This is a genomic window from Achromobacter sp. (assembly GCF_036567245.1).
Lineage (GTDB): Bacteria > Pseudomonadota > Gammaproteobacteria > Burkholderiales > Burkholderiaceae_B > Achromobacter.
The window spans coordinates 1-21,226 of the sequence record NZ_DATCUY010000517.1; the positions used below are offsets into that span (position 1 = coordinate 1).

Sequence of the window (21,226 nt, forward strand, 5' to 3'; positions counted from 1 at the left end):
GCCGCGCGCCCGCACCGGCGAGCTGGCCATCATGTACGGCGGACCGGCGGCGACGCTGGAGCGGGTGCGTCCGGCCCTGTCCAGCATGGGCACGACGATCACGCCCGTGGGCGAGGTGGGCAGCGCCCATGCCATGAAGGCCTTGAACAACCTGGTGTCGGCCGGCGGCTTCCTGATCGGGGTCGAGGCCATGCTCATCGGGCAGCAGTTCGGCCTGGATCCGAACGTAATCGTCGACGTGCTCAACGCGTCGACCGGCATGAACAATTCGACCCAGAAGAAGTTCAAGCAGTTCGTGCTGTCGCGCCAGTTCAATTCGGGTTTCGGGCTGGACTTGATGGTCAAGGATCTGGGCATCGCCCTTGGCATCGCGACCGATACGGGCACGCCGACGCCGTTTGCATCGCTCTGCCGCGAACTATGGGCCTCTGCCGGCAAGACGCTGGGCAAGGGCCAGGATCACACGGCCGTCGCGCGCCTGTCCGAGCAGTTGGCGGGCGTGGAGCTGGGCGCCAGGCAGAAAGACTGAAAAGGCTGCGGCCGGATTGGCGTCTGGCCGCGTCGTTCTGCTCAGTGTTTACCCTGGCACTGTTCTTGCAGGTAAATTTGTATGATGACATTATGACTTTAATCCCGGAAGGCCAGGTCATCATGCCCACAGCATTCCCGCTTTGCATGCCCGCCCGTTGCACGAGCGGCGGGCGTCCATGACCGAAGAATCCCGCATCCGCGAAGAGATCTGCAGCGTCGGCGCCAGCCTTTATCAACGCGGCTACACCGTGGGCGCCGCCGGCAATATCAGCGCCCGCCTGGATGACGGCTGGCTGATCACGCCGACCGACGCCTGCCTGGGACGGCTGGATCCCGCCGAGCTGTCCAAGGTGGATGCGGGCGGCAGGCACGTCGCGGGCGGCAAGCCGTCCAAGACGCTGGAACTGCATCGCGCCATCTATCAGGCCAGCCCTGGCGCGCGGGGCATCGTGCACACGCATTCCACGCATCTGGTGGCGTTGACGCTGGCGGGCGTGTGGCGGCCCGATGAAGTGCTGCCCCCCATCACGCCTTATCAGGTCATGAAGGTCGGCAGGATTCCGCTGATCCCATATCGCCGCCCGGGCGATCCGCAAGCCGCCGCCGAGGTCGCAGCCGTGGCCGGCGAGGTGCGCGGAGCGCTGTTCGAACGCCTGGGGCCGGTGGTGTGGGAGCGCTCCGTGGCGCATGCCTCCTACGCGCTGGAAGAACTGGAAGAAACCGCCCGCCTGTGGCTGATGAGCGAGCCCCGGCCCGCGCCGTTGAGCGCAGCGGCGATAGACGAACTGCGGGCCGTGTTCGGCGCGCGCTACTGAACCTGGGAATCGCAATGCCGCGCCTGGCCGCCAATCTCAGCATGATGTACACCGAGCATCCCTTCCTGGACCGCTTCGAGGCGGCCGCGCGCGACGGGTTCGCGGGGGTGGAGTTCCTGTTTCCCTACGAGTATCCGGCTGCAGAACTTAAAACACGGCTGGACGCTCAGGGGCTGACCCAGGCGCTGTTCAATGCGCCGCCGGGGGACTGGGCTGCGGGTGAGCGCGGCACGGCCTCGCTGCCCGGCCGCGAAAGCGAGTTCCGGCGTGGCGTCGAGCTGGCGTTGGAGTATGCCGCCGCGCTCGGCAACCGCAAGCTGCATCTGATGGCCGGGCTGCTCCAGCCTGGGCAGGATCGCGCCGCGCATCGTGCGGCCTATCTGGAAAACCTGGCGTGGGCCGCGCGCGCCGCCGCCTCGGCCGGCGTGACGGTGGTGATAGAACCGATCAACACGCGCGATATCCCGGGCTTCTTCCTCAACCGCCAGGACGAGGCGCAAGCCATCTGCGCCGAGGTTGGCGCGGACAACCTGAAGGTGCAGTTCGACATCTACCATTGCCAGATCGTGGAAGGCGATATCGCGGTCAAGCTCAAGCGCGACATGGCGGGCATCGGCCACATCCAGATCGCGGGCGTGCCGGACCGCCACGAGCCCGACCTCGGCGAACTGAACTATTCCTATCTGTTCGAGCAGATCGATGCGCTGGGCTACGCGGGCTGGATCGGCTGCGAGTACCGGCCACGAGCCGGCACCTCCGCCGGGCTGGGATGGGCCCGGCCCTACCTGACACACACGGGACATACCGCGACATGAAGATACTCATCACCGGCGGCGCCGGCTTCCTGGGGCAACGCCTGGCCCGCAGGCTGTTGGAGCGCGGCACGTTGACCCTGGATGGGGGCAAGCCCGAAGCCATCACTCAGATTGGTCTGCTGGACGTGGTGCAGGCTCCGGGGCCGGACGATCCGCGCATCCATGCGCAGGTCGGCGACATCGCCGATCCCGCGGTGCTGCGGCAAGCGATCGGCACGGACACGCGTGTGATCTTCCACCTGGCCGCCATCGTCAGCGGCCAGGCCGAGGCGGATTTCGACCTGGGCATGCGCATCAACCTGGACGCGTCGCGCGCGCTGCTGGAGACCTGCCGCACCTTGGGCCACCAGCCGCGAGTGATCTTCACCAGTTCGGTCGCGGTGTATGGCGGCACGCTGCCCGACATTGTGCGCGACGACACCGCGCTCAATCCCCAATCGTCCTACGGCACGCAGAAAGCTATCGCCGAACTGCTGCTGGCGGACTACACGCGGCGCGGCTATGTGGACGGCCGCGTGCTGCGCCTGCCCACCATCAGCGTGCGCCCGGGGCGGCCCAACGCGGCGGCCTCGTCGTTCGCCAGCGGCATCATCCGCGAACCGTTGAATGGCGTGGAAGCGGCCTGCCCGGTGCGCGCCGAAACGCGTCTGTGGCTGCTGTCGCCTCGCGGCGCGATCCAGGCGCTGATCGCCGGCTGCGAACTGGACGCGGCCGCCGTCGCCGATCGCGCGCCCATCAACCTGCCGGGTGTGTCGGTCACGGCCGCCGGGATGGTGCAGGCGCTGCGCGACGTCGCCGGCGACGACGTTGCCGGCCGCGTCAGCTGGCAGCCTGATGAACGCGTCGAACGCATCGTGGGCAGCTGGCCAGGCCGCTGGGACACGGCTCGGGCCGAAAAGCTGGGCCTGCGCGGCGATGCCGATTTTGCCGCCATCATCCGCGCCTACCTGGCCGACGACCTGCCGCGTTGAGCGCGGGCCGCATTCCATTCATCCGCCGCCGGAACCTCAACGATATGAGCAATCCTCAAGCAACATCCCGCCGCGTCGGCGTCATCGGCCTGGGCGCCATGGGCGCGGGCATCGCGCAAAGCCTGCGCCGGGCCGGCCACGACGTGCATGTGTACGACATCCGCCAGGAGGCCAGCGCGGCATTCGCGGCGCAAGGCGGCGTGGCCTGCGCCACCCTGGCCGACATGGCGGCCGCCTGCGACGTCGTCATCAGCGTGGTCGTCAATGCCCAGCAAACCGAGGATGTGCTGTACGGCGAAGGCGGTCTCGCCGCCGCGTTGCGGCCGGGGGCGGTGTTCGTGATGTGCTCCACCGTGGATCCCAACTGGTCCATCGCGCTGGAAGCGCGGCTGCAAGCGCAGGGCATCCTGTACCTGGATGCGCCGATCTCCGGCGGCGCCGCGCGCGCGGCTTCGGGCGAGATGACCATGATGACGGCGGGCCGCGCGGCGGCCTATGAAGCCTGCGACGCGGTGCTGGAATCCATGGCGGGCAAGGTCTACCGTTTGGCCGACTGCGCAGGCGCGGGCAGCAAGGTCAAGATCATCAACCAACTGCTGGCGGGCGTGCACATCGCCGCGGCCGCGGAAGCCATGGCGCTGGGCCTGCGCGCAGGCGTGGACCCGGATGCCTTGTATGAAGTGATCACGCACAGCGCGGGCAACAGCTGGATGTTCGAAAACCGCATGGCCCATGTCCTGGCGGGCGACTACACGCCGTTGTCCGCGGTCGATATCTTCGTCAAGGACCTGGGGCTGGTGTTGGATACCGCCAGACATACCCGCTTTCCCTTGCCGCTGGCATCTACCGCGCATCAGATGTTCATGCAGGCGTCCAGCGCCGGCCATGGCCGCGAGGACGACAGCGCGGTGATCAAGATATTCCCGGGGATTTCTCTGCCGGAGGCCGGATGAGCATCAAACTGGGCTGCATCGCCGATGACTTCACCGGTGCCACCGACCTGGCCAACAATCTCGTACGCGCCGGAATGCGCACGGTGCAGACCATAGGGATACCCGGCGAGCCCCTGCGCGGCGCGGCGGATGCCGCGGTGGTCGCGCTCAAGACCCGCACGTTGCCTGCCGCCGAAGCCGTGGCGCAGTCGCTGGCGGCGCTGGAGTGGCTGCGGGCGCAGGGCGCGGAACAGATCTACTTCAAATACTGCTCCACCTTCGACAGCACGCCCGCAGGCAATATCGGGCCGGTCGCCGATGCGTTGATGACGCGATTGGACACGGACTTCACCATTGCCACGCCGGCCTTTCCGGACAACAAGCGCACGGTGTTCAAGGGCTACCTGTTTGCGGGCGACGTGCTGCTGAACGAATCGGGCATGCAGCACCATCCATTGACGCCCATGACCGATCCGAACCTGGTGCGGGTGCTGTCCGCACAGACCACGCGCCGCGTCGGGCTGATCGACCATGCCGTTGTTGCGCGCGGCAGCCAGGCCATCCGCGCCCGCATCCAGGAGTTGAAGGCGCAGGGCGTTGAAATCGCCATCGTGGATGCCGTGTCCAACGATGACCTGCTGGTCCTGGGGCCGGCGCTTGCAGGCATGCCGCTGGTGACGGGGGGTTCGGGAGTGGCTATCGGCCTGCCGCGCAATTGGGGCATGACGTCCGCCTCCGCGCAGGCCGGACAGCCGCGCATGCCGGGCATGCAGGCGGTGGTGGCGGGCAGTTGCTCGGCCGCTACCAATGGCCAGGTGGCCGCCTTCATCGAAAGCGGCCGGCCTGCGCTGGCGCTGGATCCGCTGCGGCTGGCGGCGGGTGAGGACGTCGTGGCGCAGGCGCTGGCGTGGGCCGATGCGCACCTGGGCGACGGCCCCGTGCTGATCTACTCCACCGCGCAGCCCGAGCAGGTTCGGCAGGCGCAGGGCGAGCTGGGCGCCGCACGCGCGGGCGCCATGATCGAGGATGCCATTGCGCGCATCGCGACCGGGCTGGTTGAACGCGGCGTGCGCCAGTTGATCGTGGCGGGCGGAGAAACCTCGGGGGCGGTGGTACAGGCGCTGGGGCTGGAACAGATTGCCATCGGCGAGCAGATCGATCCCGGCGTGCCTTGGTGTCGCGGCCATGCGCCGGCGGTGCACGACGACATCAGCATCGCGCTGAAGTCAGGCAACTTCGGCGCGCGCGACTTCTTCCTCAAGGCGTTCGACTAGGCCTCTTCCGGCGCCAAACCGCTCGGGCCGGCGTGGCGGCCGCTTCAAGGTCAGCGGTGCGCCTGGCTCAGTCGTTTGGCTGCATTCACCATGTGGATGCGCGCGGCCTCGCGGGCGCCGTCCACGTCTTTGTTGCGTATCGCCTCGACGATAGCAATGTGTTCCTGCAGCACGGCGCGCATCAAGGTGGCGTGGCGGGCCTCATTGGCGCGCGTGACGCGCGTGGCCGCCTCCAGGAACTGGCTGACGAAAGCCAGGGTCGCCTGGAAGTAGGGATTGCCGGTGGCGCGTGCGATGCTGCGATGGAAGGCCACGTCTTCCTGCACGCCGTCGCCGCCGTTTTCAACTGCCCGCGCAATGGCAGCCAGCGCGGCATCGATTTCGGCCATGTCCTGCTTTTTGCGCACCGCCGCGGCCTGCGCGGCGATCTCGGTTTCCAGCGCGCGGCGCAGGTCCACGATATGCAGCACCGCGTCCAGCGAGGACAGGTCGGCGGCGTCGATGCGCAGGGCGCGGTTGCCGGCGTGGCCGGTGACGTATACGCCGCTGCCTTGGCGCGCCTCCACGATGCCGTCCTGCCGCAGCCGCGAAACCGCTTCGCGGATGACCGTGCGGCTGACGCCGAACTGTTCCGCCAGCGCGCTTTCGGTGGGCAATTTTTCCCCGGGCGGCACGTGGCCCGCGTCGATCTCGGCGAGCAGGCGCTTGGCGACCGTGTCGGTCAGCGTGGGAGGAGTCGGGAGTCGGGGGAACGCCATCGCCGTATGATACGCGCGCCCAAGCAGGGCCGGCACGAGAGCCGGGCGGGACTTCGATCGCGTCTGTCATCTTGCGTCATTTTCGAAATGTTATATCATTCGCCAATTATTTGGTACGTTATAACATTTGAAAGAGGGCGATGATGAATGGCAAGAAACTGGGGTGGCAAAGGGAGCGCGGCGGCAGGATTGCCCAGCGAGCGGGCCGCAGGGGCGCGCTGAAACCTCTGGTCTGCGCGCTGATGCTGGCCGCGCCCGCGGCCCAAGCCGAAGACGCTGCGGCGGAACGCGCAGCCGCCAGGACGCTGGCTCCGATCACCGTATCCGCGAATCCGCTGGGGCTGGACCTGAACAGCACCACGCTGCCGGCCTCGGTGCTGGAAGGCGATGCGCTGATCGAACAGCGCAACGGCACCCTGGGCGATACGCTGAAGAACCTGCCTGGAGTCAATAGCGACACGTTCGGCGGCGGCGCCAGCCGTCCCGTGATCCGCGGACAGACCGCGCCGCGCGTGAAGGTGCTGTCCGACGGTTCCGAAGTGATGGACGCGTCCAGCATTTCTCCCGACCATGCGGTGACCGTGGAGCCGCTGCTGGCCGAACGCATCGAGGTGCTGCGCGGCCCGGCCACGCTGCTGTACGGCGGCGGCGCGATCGGCGGCGTGGTCAACGTGGTGGACAAGAAGATTCCCACGGCCGTGCCGGAAAAAGGCATCGAGGCCGAAGCCGAATTGCGCGGCGCCACCGGCACCAAGGAGCGCGCGGGCGCGGTGGGCATCACCGTGGGCGAAGGGCAGTTCGCCGTGCGCGTGGAAGGCCTGAAGCGCCGCACCAGCGATTACGACGTGCCCGACTGGCCAGGCGGCAAGCTGGAAGGCTCATACAGCGAGTCGACGCAGGGCACGGTGGGCATGTCCTGGATCACGCCGCGCGGCTACGTCGGCCTGGCGTTCACGCATCTGGAAAGCAAATACGGCCTGCCTGGGCACAATCACGAGTACGAGGGCTGCCACCCGCACGGCACCCATCTGCATTGCGGCGGCCATGACCATGGCCACGGCGAAGAGGGCCACGATCACGACCATGAGCACGAGCATGGCGGCGTGCCCTACGTGAAGCTGCGCAGCAACCGCCTCGACCTGCGCGCCGAGTACCAGGATCCGTTCGCGGGCTTCGAGAAGATCCGCGTGCGAGGCGGCCTGACCGACTACCAGCACGACGAGATCGAAGGAGGCGAAGTCGGCACGCGCTTCAAGAACAAGGGCTACGACCTGCGCGTGGAAATGCAGCACAAGCCCATCGCCGGCTGGCGCGGCGTGGTGGGCGTGCAGAACGCCTACAGCGATTTCCGCGCCGACGGCGAAGAGGCTTTCCTGCCCCGCAGCAAGACGCGTTCGTATGGCCTGTTCGTGCTGGAGGAATACCAGCTGAACGACTGGCGCTTCGAGTTGGGCGCGCGGCAGGACTGGCAGCGCATCTCGCCCACGGGCGGAGCGGCGCGCAGCAGCCTGTCCGGCACGTCCTTGTCGGCCGCGGCCATCTGGGACTTCGCGCCGCAGTATTCCGTGGCCCTGTCCCTGTCGCGTTCGCAGCGCCTGCCTACCGCGCAGGAACTGTATGCCGACGGCGTGCACCTGGCCACCAACACCTATGAGCTGGGCAATGCGGACCTCGGCCGCGAGACCTCGCACAACATCGACCTGACCTTGCGCAAGCACGCCGGCGATACGACGTTCTCGGCCAGCGTGTTCCACAATCGGGTGAAGAACTACATCTACGCCAACACGCTGGATCGCTACGAGGACTTCCGCCTGATCGAGTACACCCAGCGCGATGCGGAGTTCACGGGCGTGGAAGGCGAACTGCGCCACCAGTTCACCCCGGTGTTCTCGGCCGCCGTGTTCGGCGACTACGTGCGCGGCAAGCTGACAGGCGGCGACGGCAACCTGCCGCGCATCCCGGCTGCGCGTGCCGGCGTGCGCGCCAACATGAAGTGGCAGCAGTGGTCGGGCGGCGTGGAGTATGCGCGCGTGTTCGCGCAGAAGGACATTGCCGCCTACGAGGAAAGCACGCCCGGCTATAACATGGTCAACGCGGTGGTGGCCTACCGCGGGCAGTATGGCGCCACGGGCTACGAGGTCTATCTGCGCGGCACCAACCTGCTGAACAAGCTGGCATACAACCATGCGTCCTTCATTTCGACGGTGGCGCCGCTGCCCGGACGCAGTGTGCTGCTCGGCGTGCGCATGACGTACTGACGCAGGAGTGCACGCTGCCAGCAGCGGAGGCGGTCATTCCGTCTCCGCTTTTTTTCGCCCGGGCATCGAGGTCGGGAGCGGCTCCCACGCCAACTCAGGGTTGGCGCTTGCTCAGGTGGTTGACGAAGAGCTTGGCGGCCGTGGGCAGGGCGTCGAAGGAGCGTACGCAGATCTGGATCTGGCGCCGCGCCCAGGGTTCGGTCAGCGGAATGATGCGGATGTCGAACATGACGGAGTAGCGGCGGGCGATGTCCAACGGCAGCACGCCTATGCCCAGGCCCGAGTTCACCATGAAACACAGCGCATCGAAGCCGGTGACCTGCACCTTGAGCTGGATGTTGCGCTTTTCGTCGCTGGCTGCGTTGGACACGATGCGGTTGATGGCGCTGCCGCGGTGCAATCCCACGAAGTCGTATTCGAGGGCCTCGGCGAAGCGAAAGCCCGGCTTGTCCTGCAGGGGATGATCGGCCGGCACCACCAGGGCCAGGGTGTCTTCACGGTAGGGATGGATCTCCACGTCATGATCCGGTGCCGTGCCCGAGAAGATCCCCACGTCGGCCGCGTTTTCGGCGACCGATTTGATGATGGTCGAGGTGATCTTCTCTTCCAGGTCGACCTGCACGTTGGGATAGTCGTTCAGGAAGAGCTTGATGTCCTGCGGCAGGAACTGAGTGATCGCGGAAATATTGGCGTGTACCCGGATGAAGCCGCGCAGGCCGCGCGAGTAATCGCGCATGTGCACGGAGATTTCATCGAGTTCGTGCAGGGCGCGCCGCGCCATGGTGGACAGCGCGATACCGGCCGGCGTGGGGCGGATGCCCTTGTTGGTGCGGATGAGCAGCCGGATCTTGAGGTTCTCTTCCAGTTCGCTGATCCGCTTGCTGATGGCGGCCGCGGCGATGTGCTCATGTTCGGCCGCTGCCGCGATGGTGCCCTGCTCGACCACGCTGATGAAGAGCTTGAGGGAGGTGGGATCGAGGCGCATGGCGGGGCGGACAGAAAAGCGGACGAGATGGCCCATTGTAGCCACGCCCGGGTCTTGTCATCGCGGATGGCGATGGCGGCATCGCTAATGACTGCTGTTGCGTCGGCCGTCGCCAGGACTATCCTCCCCAAAAAATTCGCCCGGCCCCTAGCGCGGACCGTGCGCAGCCAGATGGATGGAGCGCGAGACAAATGAATCTGCAGAATAGCCAGCTGCTGCGGCAGCAGGCCTACATCGGCGGCGCCTGGTGCGACGCTGACAATGGCACCACCATCACGGTGCGCAACCCGTTCGATGCCAGCGTGCTGGGCACGGTGCCCAATCTGGGCCAGGCCGAGACGGCCCGCGCCATCGCCGCGGCCGATGATGCCCTGCCGGCCTGGCGGGCCAGGACGGGCAAGGAGCGCGGCGCCATCCTGCGCAAATGGCATGCGCTGATCGAGGCTCACGCCGACGACCTGGCGCTGCTCCTGACGCTGGAACAGGGCAAGCCGCTGGCCGAGGCCCGCGGTGAACTCAACTACGCGCTGTCATTCGTAGAATGGTTCGCCGAAGAGGCCAAACGTATCTACGGCGACGTGCTGCCCCATACCCGCGGCGACCAGCGCATGCTGGCCATTCGCCAGCCTGTGGGTGTATGCGCGGCGATCATCGCCTGGAATTTTCCCTCGGCCCTGGTCACGCGCAAGGTCAGCCCGGCGCTGGCCGCCGGTTGCACGGTGGTGCTCAAGCCTTCCGAGCTGACACCCTTTACCGCGTTGGCGCTGGCCTGGCTGGGCGAGCAGGCCGGCATACCGCCGGGGGTGCTCAACGTGGTCATCGGCGACCCCGCGCCTATCGGCACGGAGCTGACGCAGAACCCCACGGTGCGCAAGCTGACCTTTACCGGCTCTACACAGACGGGCCGTCTGCTGATGCAGCAAAGCGCCTCCAACATCAAGAAGCTGTCGCTGGAACTCGGCGGCAACGCGCCCTTCATCGTGTTCGAGGATGCCGACCTGGACGAAGCCGTGCAAGGCCTGGTGCTGTCCAAGTTCCGCAATGCCGGCCAGACCTGCGTGTGCGCCAACCGCGTCTACGTGCATGCCAGCGTCGCTGACGCTTTCAACGACAAGCTGCTGGCAGAAATGCGCGGCATGAAGGTGGGCGGCGGCCTGGAAAAGGGCGTCACACAGGGCCCGCTGATCGACCGGCGAGCCGTGGACAAGGTTACCCGCCTGGTGGACGATGCCACCGCGCGCGGTGCCCGCCTGCTGGCTGGCGGCAAGCTGCGCGAGTCGGGCACGCTGCTCTATGAGCCGACCCTGCTCGCAGGCATCACCGACGCCATGGAACTGGCGCACGAAGAGATCTTCGGCCCGGTGGTGGGTATCAGTACCTTCGAGTCTGAAGCCGCCGTGCTGGCGCGCGCCAACGACAGCGCCTCGGGCCTGGCCGCCTATTTCTACACCGGCAATCTGGAACGGGTCTGGCGCATGATGGAAGGACTGGAGTACGGCATCGTCGGCGTCAACACCGGCGCCGTCTCCAACGAGGTCGGACCGTTTGGCGGCATCAAAGAGTCGGGCGTGGGCCGCGAGGGCTCCAAGTACGGCATCGAAGAGTTCCTGGAAATCAAGTACGTCTGCCTGGCCGGCAAGTCGTTCAACGCGATTCCCTGACGCCAGCGGATCCAGACATGAACCAAGCACAGCCTTCCCTCCGCGACGCGGATCAGTTCGATTATGTGATCGTGGGTTCCGGCGCGGCCGGTTCCATCCTGGCCAACCGCCTGAGCGCGGATGGCTCCACGGTCTGCGTGCTGGAGGCCGGCCCACCGGACCGCAGCCCCTATCTGCATATTCCGGCCGGCTTCATCAAGGCGGTCTTCAACAACAAGTACGCCTGGCAGTTTTCCAGCGAAGGCACGGCCCAGACCAACGGGCGGCGCGTGCCGATTCCGCAGGGCCGCACCTTGGGCGGCTCGACCTCCATCAATGGTCTGGTCTACAACCGCGGCCAGGCAGCTGACTTCGACCACTGGGCGGCGCTGGGTAACACCGGCTGGTCGTATGAGGAAGTGCTGCCTTACTTCAAGTCCATGGAACGGCGCGTGGGCGGCGACGACCGCTACCGCGGCCGCAAGGGCGAGCTGCCGGTCACCGACATAGACTGGATCCACCCGCTGTGCGAGGCCTTCATCGCCGGCGCCGTGGAGCAAGGCATCCCGCGCAATCCCGACTACAACGGCGCGGAGCAGGCCGGTGTGGGCTATTTCCAGCGCACCATCGACCGCGGCTGGCGCATGAGCACGGCCAAGTGCTTCCTCAAGCCCGCCATGGGCCGCAAGAACCTGGAAGTGCGCACCTACGCGCAGGCGACGCGCATCCTGTTCGACGGCGGCAAGGCCGCCGGGGTCGCGTACTGCCACCCCGCGCATTCCTCGCAGGTCCGCGCGGTGCGCGCGCGCCGCGAGGTCATCGTGTCATGCGGCGCCATCAATACGCCCAAGCTGCTGCAGCTGTCGGGCCTGGGGCCGGCGGACTTGCTGCGCCAGCACAACATCGATGTAGTGCGCGACCTGCCTGGCGTGGGCGAGAACCTGAGCGATCACTATTCGGTGCGGGTCGTGGCCCGGGTGAAGAACAGCCAGACCATGAACCAGCTGGTCAAGGGCCTGAGCCTGGCCGGCCAGATCAGCCGCTGGCTGATGAAGCGTCCCAGCATCATGGCCCTGAGCCCGTCGCTGCTGCACTATTTTTGGAAGTCCACGCCCGACCTGGTCCTGCCCGATTTGCAAGGCGTATTTACGCCCGCCAGCTACAAGGAAGGCTATGTGGGCATGCTGGATGATTTCCCCGGCATGACCGCGGGCGTCTGGCAGCACCGACCCGAAAGCCGCGGCCAGGTGCGCATCCGCTCGTCGGATCCGCTGCAGGATCCGATGATCCTGGCCAACTACCTGGAGAACGAGCGCGACCAGATGACGCTGGTGCGCGGCATCCGGCTGGCGCGCCAGTTGCTGCGTTCACAGGCCCTGGCGCCGTATTTCGACAGCGAGGTGCTGCCCGGCCCGCTGTGCGATTCCGATTCCGAATTGCTGGACTTTGCGCGCCGTTATGGCGTGTCGTCCTATCACGTCAACGGCACGGCCCGCATGGGACAGGCCGATGACAAGTACGCCGTGGTCGACCCTCAGCTGCGGGTGCACGGCGTCGGCAATCTGCGCGTCATCGATTCCTCGGTGATGCCAGCCATGCCGTCGGCCAACATCTGCGCGGCCACCATGATGATCGGCAACAAGGCTGCCGACCTCATCAAACAATCCTGAGTTGCCAATCAGCGGTCACCAGAGTGATCCAGAAGGAGACAATATGTACCTCAAGCATTTCCCCAAGACGATGAAATCCCTGCTGCTGGCGGCGGCGCTTGCGGGCGCCAGCGGCGCGGCGCTGGCCGACGACATCAAGATCGGCTTCAACAGCGATATGTCGGCCACCGGTTCGGCGGACTTCGGCATTTCGGCGCTGGCCGGCGCGCGCCAGGCTGCCGACGAGCTGAACGCGGCCGGCGGGGTGCTGGGCAAGAAGGTCGTCATCGTCGAACGCGATGACGTGGGCGCGCCTCCCAAGGCCATCCAGAACACCAACGAGCTGGTCGACAACGTCAAGGTCAACGCCATGCTGGGCGGCGTCAACTCCGGCAATATGCTGGCCTGGCTGCATCTGGTGCAGCAGAAAAAGATCCCGACGATCTCGCCGGTGGCCACCGCGACCGACATCACCGGCCGCTACGCCAAGTCGCCGCCGAACTACGTGTTCCGCGTATCGATGCGCGACCGCGACCAGATCGCGCTGCTGGCGGCCTATGCGGCCCGCGCCAGCAAGAACGGCAAGGTCGCCATCATTGCCGACACCACCGGCTACGGCCAGCAAGGCGCCAAGGACGCGGTCGAGATCCTGGCCCTGCACAAGATCACGCCCGTGGCCAATGAGAAGTTCGGTCCCAAGGACACGGACATGTCGTCGCAGCTGAACAAGATCAAGAGCTCGGGCGCCGATACGCTGATCGTTTACGCGCTGGCGGATTCCAACGCGCACGTCATGCGCAGCCTGGAGAAGATCAGCTACTTCCCCACCACGCTGGCCTCCTGGGCCAACCTGAGCTCGCCATTCCTGCGCATCGCCGGCCCCGACCTGGCCAAGAAGATGATCTTCACGGCATCGATCACCGAAGATTCCTCGCCGGAATCCAAGACGCTATACGACACGCTGATGAAGCGCGATGGCCGCGTGCCCACCTACGTCATGGCCGCGCAGGCCTATGACTCGGTCAAGCTCATCGCCGCAGCCATGGAGCAGGCCAAGTCGACCGACGGCGAAGCCGTGCAGGCCGCGCTGCAGAACCTGGCGCAGGCCAAGGGCGTCATCAAGACGTACGAGAAGCCGTTCACCGCGGACAACCACGAAGCGCTGTCGGTGAAGGATTTCCGCCTGGTGCGCTGGATCGACGGCAAGGTGGTCACGGTGGACGACGAATACACCCGCGCGATTCAACCGGAAGACCTGAAGCTGTAAGGCGGTACGGCAACGAAAAAGATCTCTCCCCGATGCGCAGAGACGCGCCGGGGAGTCATCAATAGGGGGCATCCAGCATGCAAATACTACAAGCCATCTTGAGCGGGTTGGCCATGGGCAGCGTCTATGCCCTGGTCGCGTTCGGGTTCAGCATCACGTACACCACGACCAAGACCTTCAACTTCGGACAGGGCGCCTTCCTGGCGCTGGCCGGCCTGATCGGCATCAGCGCCATTCTGCTGGTCAGCCAGGGCAAGCTGATCGGATTCCCGAATCCGGAGGACGTGACTTGGGGCACGTTCCTGTTCGCTCTGCTGGCCGCCATGCTGGTCTTGAGCCTGTTGGGCTACGTGCTCTACATCACCGCCATCCGCCATTTCGTGGGCGAGGCAGGCCTGTCCTGGGTGATGAGCACCATCGGCTTCGGCATCATCATCCAGAACCTGGCGCTGCTGGTCTGGGGCCCGGCGCCCATCGCGGTGGCTTCGCCGTTGGGCGAGGGCATCATCACCGTGCTGGGCACGGGCGTGCGGCCGCAGGAGATTCTGGTATTCGGCACCACGCTGGTCCTCATGATCGTGTTCGACTGGGCCTTGCACAAGACCAAGATGGGCAAGGCGGTGCGCGCGGTGGCGTTCAGCAAGACCGCCGCCAGCCTGATGGGCATCAACGCCAATGCGGTAGCGATCGCGGTGTTCGCCATCAGCTCGGCGCTGGCGGCGATCGCCGGCGTGATGGTCGCGCCGATCGCGACGGCCTCGGTGTTCGTCGGCACCTTGCTGTCGCTCAAGGCCTTCTCGGCCGCGATCCTGGGTGGGTTGGAGAATCCGCGCGGCTGCATATTTGGCGGATTCCTGATCGGGTTGCTGGAATCGCTCATCGGCCTCTGGTATTCGAACCTGCGCGAGATCGCCGTTTTCGCGCTGATCATTGTGGTGCTGTATTTCCGTCCGGCCGGCATCCTCGGCCGCGTGCACGCGGAGAAAGTATGAAGCTCTCCAAAACCCTCATTCCCCTGGCCATCGCGGCGCTTGCCATCGGCTACGCCTATTCGGGGCTGAATGACTTCTATCTGCTGATCCTGTTCAACATCGGGGTCTATTACATCGCCGCAACGGGCTTCAACATTCTGGTTGGCCAGACCGGGCAGAAGTCGCTGGGGCACGCCGGCCTGTTCGGTGTGGGCGCCTATACGGTGGCGCTCCTGACGGTGAATTATCAGGTCGATCCCTGGCTGGCGCTGGCCTGCGCCGCGGTGGTGTCCGCCGTCTTCGGCGTGGTGATCGCGATCCCCGCATTGAAAGTCAAGGGCCCAAGCCTGGCGATGGTGACCATCGCCTTCGGCCTCTTGATCGAGAAGATCGTGTCCGAGTGGACCGACGTGTTCAAGGGGCAGGAAGGCTTCTACGGCATCACCGGCCTGACCTTTGGCGGCGCCACGCTGGATAGCCGCCAGTGGGTGGTGGTGGTCGTGGTGCTGGGTCTGGCGCTGCACGCCATGACCTCGCTGTTGCTGAACGGCCGTTTCGGACGCGGCTTTGCCGCGGTGCGAACTTCTGAAATCGCGGCAGAGAGCGTGGGTATCAGCGTCTACCGCTTTAAGATCCTGGCCTTCGCCATCAGCGCCATCACCTGCGGCATCGCGGGCGGCCTGGTGGCGCAGCAGAACCAGTACATCAACTCCGATTTCGTGAACTTCAACCTGTCGGTCTTCTTCCTGGTGCTGGTGCTGTTCGGCGGCCGCACGCCGGCGGGTTCCTTCCTGGGCGCGGTGGTGCTGACGGTGATCGACGCCATGCTGGCCCGCTGGCCGGAAGTGCAGCACTTCGCCTATGGCCTGATCCTGCTGTTTGCGCTTTACGCCATGCCGGACGGCCTGTCGGGCCTGTTGGCCAAGGTGCTGCCCAAGCGCGGCCAGCGCGAGGCTCTGGCTGCCGAGGCGGGCGCTGCCGACTGGACGCCGACGCCTCCGGCCGCTCGCGGCGGCGCGGCATCCGGGTTCCTGGAGGTGAACGACCTGTACAAGGCCTTCGGTGGCGTGGTGCCGACCAACAAAGTGTCGTTCACGTTGGAGCAGGGTTCTGTCGTGTCGCTGATCGGCCCCAATGGCGCCGGCAAGACCACGACCCTGAACCTGCTGTCGGGTCTGGTGGTGCCGGACGCCGGCAGCATCCGCTTCAAGAACCGTCAGATGGTAGGCTTGTCGCCCAATGAGATCGCTGCCTCGGGTATCGGCCGGACGTTCCAGAACCTGAAGTTGTTCGACGGGCTGAGCGCCCTGGAGAACGTGATGGTGGGTTTCTACCGGGTGCAGCAGTCCAGCTTCTTCTCCAACCTGTTGGGTCTGCCCGGCAGCCTGGCGGAAGAGCGGCGTATCCGTCGCCAGGCCTACGCGATTCTTAAATTCTTCGAGCTGGATCGCTACGCGGATGACGCTGCCAACAGTCTGCCTTACGGCCTGCAGCGCCGCCTGGAAATCGCCCGCGCGGTCGCGGCCATGCCTGATCTGCTGCTGCTGGACGAGCCTGCCGCCGGCCTGAACCCGGCGGAAACCGACCAGTTGACGGACCTGATCGTGAAGCTGAAGAACATGGGCCTGACCATTCTGCTGATCGAGCATCACATGGATCTGGTCATGGCTATTTCCGACCATATCGTCGTGCTGGACTACGGCGTGAAGATCGCCTCCGGCCTGCCGAACCATATCCAGGAGAATCCGAAAGTCATCGAAGCCTACCTGGGCGCGCCGGCATAGGAGACCGCAATGAGCCGTTTACTGGACATCAAGAACCTGGCGGTCAGCTATGGCGCCGTCAACGCCCTGAAGCAGGTGTCGCTGCATGTGGACACGAACGAGATCGTGACCATCATAGGCGGCAATGGCGCGGGCAAGAGCACCATGATGCGCGCCTTGTCGGGCATCGAAAAATCCACCGGCGACATCGAGTTTGCAGGGCAGGACCTGGGCGGGGTCAGTGCGCACAAGCGCGTTGGGCTGGGCATCGCCCACGTGCCGGAGGGGCGCCAGGTGTTCCCCGACCAGACCGTCCACGACAACCTGATGCTGGGCGCATTCCTGCGCAAGGAATCGCCGGCGGAACTGGCCGGAGAGATCGAGAGCTGCTTCGCGATGTTCCCGCGCCTGAAAGAGCGGCGCGACCAATACGCGGGCACGCTGTCGGGCGGCGAACAGCAGATGCTGGCCATCTGCCGCGCCCTGATGAGCAAGCCGCGCATCCTGATGCTGGACGAGCCGTCCCTGGGGTTGGCGCCGCTGATCGTGGCGGAGATCTTCAAGATCATCAAGTCGCTGAAAGAGCGCGGCATGACGATCCTGCTGGTCGAGCAGATGGCCAACCAGGCTCTGGCGATCTCCGACCGCGCATATGTCCTGGAAGTGGGCTCCATCGTGATGGAGGGCACGGGCCAGGAGTTGTTGGCCAGCGAGCGCGTGCGCGAGGCCTATCTGGGCAAACACAAGAGCTGACGAGGCAATCATGTCATCCAAACCATTGAGCGGGATCCGAGTGCTGGAGTTGGGCCAGCTGATCGCCGGACCGTTCGCCGCCAAGATGCTGGGCGAATTCGGCGCCGAAGTCATCAAGATCGAACCGCCCGGCAAGGGCGATCCGCTGCGTAACTGGCGCCTGATCCATGACGGAACCTCCGTCTGGTGGCAGGTCCAGTCGCGCAACAAGAAATCGGTCAGCCTGGACCTGCGCAAACCCGAGGCGCAAGACTTGATACGGGCGCTGGTCAAGGACATCGACGTGGTGGTCGAGAACTTCAAGCCTGGCACGATGGAAGGTTGGGGCCTGGGTTGGGAAGAACTGCGCGCCATCAATCCGCGGTTGGTGATGCTGCGTGTGTCCGGCTATGGCCAGACCGGGCCGTACCGCGACCTGCCCGGCTTTGGCGCCATCGGCGAAGCCATGGGCGGCCTGCGCCACCTGAGCGGCGAGGCGGACCGCACCCCGGTGCGGGTGGGCGTGTCCATCGGCGATTCGCTGTCGGCGCTGCACGGCGTCATCGGCATCCTGCTGGCGCTGCGCGCGCGCGACCAGAACGGCAGCGGCCAGATGATCGACGTCGCGTTGTACGAATCCGTCTTCAACATGATGGAAAGCCTGCTGCCCGAGTATTCGGTGTTCGGCGAGATTCGCCAGCCGGCCGGCAGCAGCCTGCCGGGCATCGCGCCCAGCAATGCCTACCGCTGCCAGGACAACAAGTATGTGCTGATCGCCGGCAATGGCGACAGCATCTTCAAACGCCTGATGGGCGTGATCGGCCGGCCCGACCTGGCCGAAGCGCCGGAACTGGCGAACAACGCCGGGCGCGTGCGGCACGTGCTTATGCTGGACGACGCGATTTCGCAATGGACCGGCCGGCATCCGCTGGACGAAGTGCTGGCGCGCCTGAACGACGGACAGATTCCCGCAGGCAAGATCTATGACGTGGCCGACATTGCGGCCGACCCGCATTACCGGGCGCGCGGCATGATCCTGGAGAGTGCGCTGCCAGACGGCACGCCGGTGCAGGTGCCGGGCATCGTGCCCAAGCTGTCGGAAACCCCGGGTGAAGTGCGCAGCCCGGCGCCTGCCCTGGGCCAGGACACCGACGAAGTACTGGCCGGCTTGGGCGTCGGCGAAGCGCAGCGCCAGGACTGGCGCGAGCGCGGCATCATCTGAGGAGCGCAGCCATGATCGGAACCAACGCCAGCCGCCAGCGCTTGTACATCCAGGAAGTCGCGCCGCGCGACGGCTTCCAGAACGAAAAACAGTTCATCGACACGCAGGACAAGATCGCCTTCATCAACCGGCTGTCCGCCAGCGGCTTCGCCAAGATCGAGGCGACGTCGTTTACCTCGCCCAAGGCCATTCCGGCCCTGCGTGACGCCGAGATCGTGATGCACGAGATCGAGCGCAACCCGGACGTCGTCTACACGGTGCTGGTGCCCAATGTGCGCGGCGCGCAGCGGGCGCTGGAATGCAAGGTGGACGAGGTCAACCTGGTGATGTCCGTCAGCGAGACCCACAACCGCGCCAATCTGCGCATGACCCGGGAGCAATCGTTCGAGCAGTTGAGCGACGTGGTCAACGCGGTGCGCGGCAGCCGGGTCGCCATCAACGTGTCGCTGTCCACGGTGTTCGGTTGCCCCATGGAAGGCGACATCAACGCCTTCGAGGTGTTCGAGCTGGTAGGACGCTTCGCGGCGCTGGGCGTGGACGGCGTGACGCTGTGCGACACCACCGGCATGGCTTATCCCTCGCAGGTCGGCAAGATCGGCCGCGAGGTCCGCAAGCTGTTTCCCGGACTGACCACCACCATGCATTTCCACAATACGCGCGGCATGGCGCTGGCCAATACCTTGACGGCCATCGAGGCGGGCATCGATCGCTTCGACGCCTCGTTGGGCGGCTTGGGCGGCTGCCCCTACGCGCCAGGCGCCAGCGGCAATGTGTGCACGGAAGAACTGGTGCACATGCTGGAACTGATGGGCTACGACACCGGCGTGGACCTGGACGCCATACTCGGCGTGTCGGCGTCCTTGCCGGCGCTGGTGGGGCACGATATCCCGAGCCAGTTGCTCAAGGCGGGACCGCGTCTGACTTTGCATCCGGCGCCAGACTTCGACGCCTAGGGCTGCGGTGATGGCGGGGACGGGCCGGTGTGCTAATTTCCAGCCATGCCGCCTGGTCCGGAGCCCGCCATGTTGAAGTTCGCCGCCAATCTTTCGATGATGTACACGGAACACGCGTTCCTGGACCGCTATGCGGCCGCCGCGGCGGACGGATACGCTGGCGTGGAATGCATGTTTCCCTACGAGGCCCCGGCCACCTTCGTGCGCGAGCGCATGGACGCGGCCGGCGTGACGCAGGTGCTGTTCAACGCGCCGCCCGGCGTCGCCGCTCGCGGCGATCGCGGCCTGGCCGCGCAGCCGGGGCGACAGTCCGAATTCCAGGCGGGGATTGAACAGGCGCTCGCGTATGCGACGGCGCTGGCCTGCCCGAATCTTCATGTGATGGCGGGCCTGGTTGCGCCTGGCGCCTCGCGCGAGGCCATGCTGGACTGCTATCGCGAGAACCTGGATTGGGCTGCGCGCCAGGCGCGCTCGGCCGGGGTTACCGTGCTGATCGAACCCATCAATGCCCGCGACATTCCCGGCTACTTCCTGAACCATCAGGATGAGGCGCATGCCGTGGTGCAGACGATCAATGCGCCCAATCTGAAAGTGCAGATGGATCTCTACCACTGCCAGATCGTCGAAGGCGACGTCACCATGAAGCTGCGCGAGTACCTGCCCACGGGGCGGGTCGGCCATCTGCAGATCGCCAGCGTGCCGCTGCGCCAGGAACCCGACCGGGGCGAACTGGATTACGGCTGGGTGTTCAGCGTGCTGCGCGAACTGCAGTACAGCGGCTGGATCGGCTGCGAATACCGCCCGGCCGCCGGTACGTCGGCCGGCTTGCGCTGGCTTGCCGCCGCCCGTACCTGAGCCTTGCGCGTCGAGCGGAACTCCGGGTTTTTCCGGTGATGTGCATCGGCGTGCCGGGTCCGATAATAAATCATTAATATGTTAAATAAATAGGCAGGCAAGGAGAGGGCGACATGTTCAAAGGCATTTTGCAGGGCGCCTTGCTGGCGGCGGCGCTGGCCGGGGTAGCGGTGGTTCCGGGCAAGGCTGCCGCGGCGGAGTTTCCCGATCATCCGATCCGCTGGCTGGTGCCGTTCAGCGCAGGCGGCGGCAGCGACATCGCCACCCGTGTCGTTGCGAAGCATGTGGGCGATGCGCTGGGACAGCCGGTGGTGGTGGAAAACCGCCCGGGCGCCGCCACCATCGTCGCCACGCAGGAAACCGCGCGCGCCGCGCCCGATGGCTACACCCTGCTGACGGCCGGAATGAGCACGCTGGCGCTGAACCCCTGGCTGTACCAGAAGCTGCCTTACGATCCGGCGAAGGATCTGACTCCCGTTTCCACGCTGGTGGCGTTGCCCATTGTGCTGGTGGTGTCGCCCGATTCCTCGATGCATACGCTGGCGGACGTGACGGCGTACCTCAAGCGCGACAAGCCGGGCAGCTATGCGTCCCTGGGAGTGGGCAGCCCGCATCATCTGGCGATGGAGCTGTTCCTGGATACCATCCAGGGCCGGGCCACGGCCATCCCCTACAAGGGCACGCCGCCCGCCTTGCAGGATGTGGCGTCCGGGGTGGTGCCGATGATGATGGCAGACCTGGCCGCCGCCCGCCCGCTGATCCAGGCAGGCAAGCTGCGCGCCATCGCGGTGCCGGCCGCGCAGCGTTCCGGGCAATTGCCGCAGGTGCCGACCTT

At 65.9% G+C, this 21,226-nt stretch carries 19 protein-coding genes; 17 read left to right on the plus strand and 2 right to left on the minus strand.

The features are described 5' to 3' along the window. From VIR09_RS21730 to otnK, 6 genes are all read left to right on the plus strand, one after another. On the plus strand, window positions 1-529 hold a 529-nt coding region (locus VIR09_RS21730), incomplete at its 5' end, for an NAD(P)-dependent oxidoreductase (RefSeq protein ID WP_332014733.1). 178 nt (window positions 530-707) lie between these two features. Continuing rightward, window positions 708-1,346, plus strand: a complete 639-nt coding sequence (locus VIR09_RS21735) for an aldolase (protein WP_332014734.1) — start codon at window positions 708-710, stop codon at window positions 1,344-1,346. A gap of 14 nt (window positions 1,347-1,360) precedes the next feature. After that, window positions 1,361-2,161: a 2-oxo-tetronate isomerase gene (gene otnI, locus VIR09_RS21740; RefSeq protein ID WP_332014735.1), complete on the plus strand. Its 801-nt coding sequence runs from the start codon at window positions 1,361-1,363 to the stop codon at window positions 2,159-2,161. Continuing rightward, window positions 2,158-3,132: a D-erythronate dehydrogenase gene (gene denD / locus VIR09_RS21745; RefSeq protein ID WP_332014736.1), complete on the plus strand. Its 975-nt coding sequence runs from the start codon at window positions 2,158-2,160 to the stop codon at window positions 3,130-3,132. Before otnI (VIR09_RS21740) ends, denD begins: the two co-directional genes overlap by 4 nt. 44 nt (window positions 3,133-3,176) lie before the next feature. Further along, window positions 3,177-4,085 (plus strand): L-threonate dehydrogenase, encoded by a 909-nt coding sequence (gene ltnD / locus VIR09_RS21750; RefSeq protein ID WP_332014737.1) that lies wholly within the window; start codon window positions 3,177-3,179, stop codon window positions 4,083-4,085. Continuing rightward, complete coding sequence (otnK, locus tag VIR09_RS21755; protein WP_332014738.1) at window positions 4,082-5,338, plus strand: 3-oxo-tetronate kinase; 1,257 nt, start codon at window positions 4,082-4,084, stop codon at window positions 5,336-5,338. Before ltnD ends, otnK begins: the two co-directional genes overlap by 4 nt. A 50-nt stretch (window positions 5,339-5,388) precedes the next feature. On the opposite strand, the gene VIR09_RS21760 is transcribed toward otnK, so the two are convergent. After that, window positions 5,389-6,096, minus strand: a complete 708-nt coding sequence (locus tag VIR09_RS21760; protein ID WP_332014739.1) for a FadR/GntR family transcriptional regulator — start codon at window positions 6,094-6,096, stop codon at window positions 5,389-5,391. Window positions 6,097-6,338: 242 nt separating this feature from the next. Between VIR09_RS21760 and VIR09_RS21765 the strand changes: the two genes are divergently transcribed. Then, the gene (locus tag VIR09_RS21765) at window positions 6,339-8,354 is read left to right on the plus strand and encodes a TonB-dependent receptor domain-containing protein (protein ID WP_332014740.1); all 2,016 of its coding nucleotides are present in this window, start codon (window positions 6,339-6,341) and stop codon (window positions 8,352-8,354) included. A gap of 94 nt (window positions 8,355-8,448) precedes the next feature. On the opposite strand, the gene VIR09_RS21770 is transcribed toward VIR09_RS21765, so the two are convergent. Then, window positions 8,449-9,339, minus strand: coding sequence for a LysR substrate-binding domain-containing protein (locus VIR09_RS21770; RefSeq protein ID WP_332014750.1), 891 nt, complete (start codon window positions 9,337-9,339; stop codon window positions 8,449-8,451). Between the two features lie 191 nt (window positions 9,340-9,530). Here VIR09_RS21770 and VIR09_RS21775 point away from each other — a divergent pair, with 191 nt between their 5' ends. The 10 genes from VIR09_RS21775 to VIR09_RS21820 form a co-directional block, all read left to right on the plus strand. Next, window positions 9,531-11,000, plus strand: coding sequence for an NAD-dependent succinate-semialdehyde dehydrogenase (locus tag VIR09_RS21775; RefSeq protein ID WP_332014741.1), 1,470 nt, complete (start codon window positions 9,531-9,533; stop codon window positions 10,998-11,000). Between the two features lie 17 nt (window positions 11,001-11,017). Further along, on the plus strand, window positions 11,018-12,649 hold the full coding sequence (locus tag VIR09_RS21780; RefSeq protein ID WP_332014742.1) for a GMC family oxidoreductase: 1,632 nt from the start codon (window positions 11,018-11,020) through the stop codon (window positions 12,647-12,649). A gap of 43 nt (window positions 12,650-12,692) precedes the next feature. Then, a complete protein-coding gene (locus VIR09_RS21785) occupies window positions 12,693-13,895 on the plus strand; it encodes an ABC transporter substrate-binding protein (RefSeq protein ID WP_332014743.1) in 1,203 nt (400 codons plus the stop codon). 77 nt (window positions 13,896-13,972) lie between these two features. After that, entirely contained in the window at window positions 13,973-14,887 is a 915-nt protein-coding gene (locus tag VIR09_RS21790) for a branched-chain amino acid ABC transporter permease (protein WP_080551115.1), read from the plus strand. Continuing rightward, on the plus strand, window positions 14,884-16,650 hold the full coding sequence (locus VIR09_RS21795; RefSeq protein ID WP_332014744.1) for a branched-chain amino acid ABC transporter ATP-binding protein/permease: 1,767 nt from the start codon (window positions 14,884-14,886) through the stop codon (window positions 16,648-16,650). The genes VIR09_RS21790 and VIR09_RS21795 overlap by 4 nt, the downstream gene beginning before the upstream one ends. Before the next feature lie 9 nt (window positions 16,651-16,659). Next, a complete protein-coding gene (locus tag VIR09_RS21800; protein ID WP_332014745.1) occupies window positions 16,660-17,382 on the plus strand; it encodes an ABC transporter ATP-binding protein in 723 nt (240 codons plus the stop codon). 10 nt (window positions 17,383-17,392) lie between these two features. Then, the gene (locus VIR09_RS21805; RefSeq protein WP_332014746.1) at window positions 17,393-18,583 is read left to right on the plus strand and encodes a CoA transferase; all 1,191 of its coding nucleotides are present in this window, start codon (window positions 17,393-17,395) and stop codon (window positions 18,581-18,583) included. 11 nt (window positions 18,584-18,594) lie between these two features. Then, window positions 18,595-19,536 (plus strand): hydroxymethylglutaryl-CoA lyase, encoded by a 942-nt coding sequence (locus tag VIR09_RS21810; RefSeq protein WP_332014747.1) that lies wholly within the window; start codon window positions 18,595-18,597, stop codon window positions 19,534-19,536. A gap of 69 nt (window positions 19,537-19,605) precedes the next feature. After that, window positions 19,606-20,391 carry a 2-oxo-tetronate isomerase gene (gene otnI, locus VIR09_RS21815; RefSeq protein WP_332014748.1) on the plus strand — a complete coding sequence of 262 codons (786 nt, stop codon included), beginning with the start codon at window positions 19,606-19,608 and terminating at the stop codon, window positions 20,389-20,391. 113 nt (window positions 20,392-20,504) lie between these two features. Next, window positions 20,505-21,226 (plus strand): tripartite tricarboxylate transporter substrate binding protein (locus VIR09_RS21820; RefSeq protein WP_332014749.1); only part of this gene is annotated, 722 nt, incomplete at its 3' end.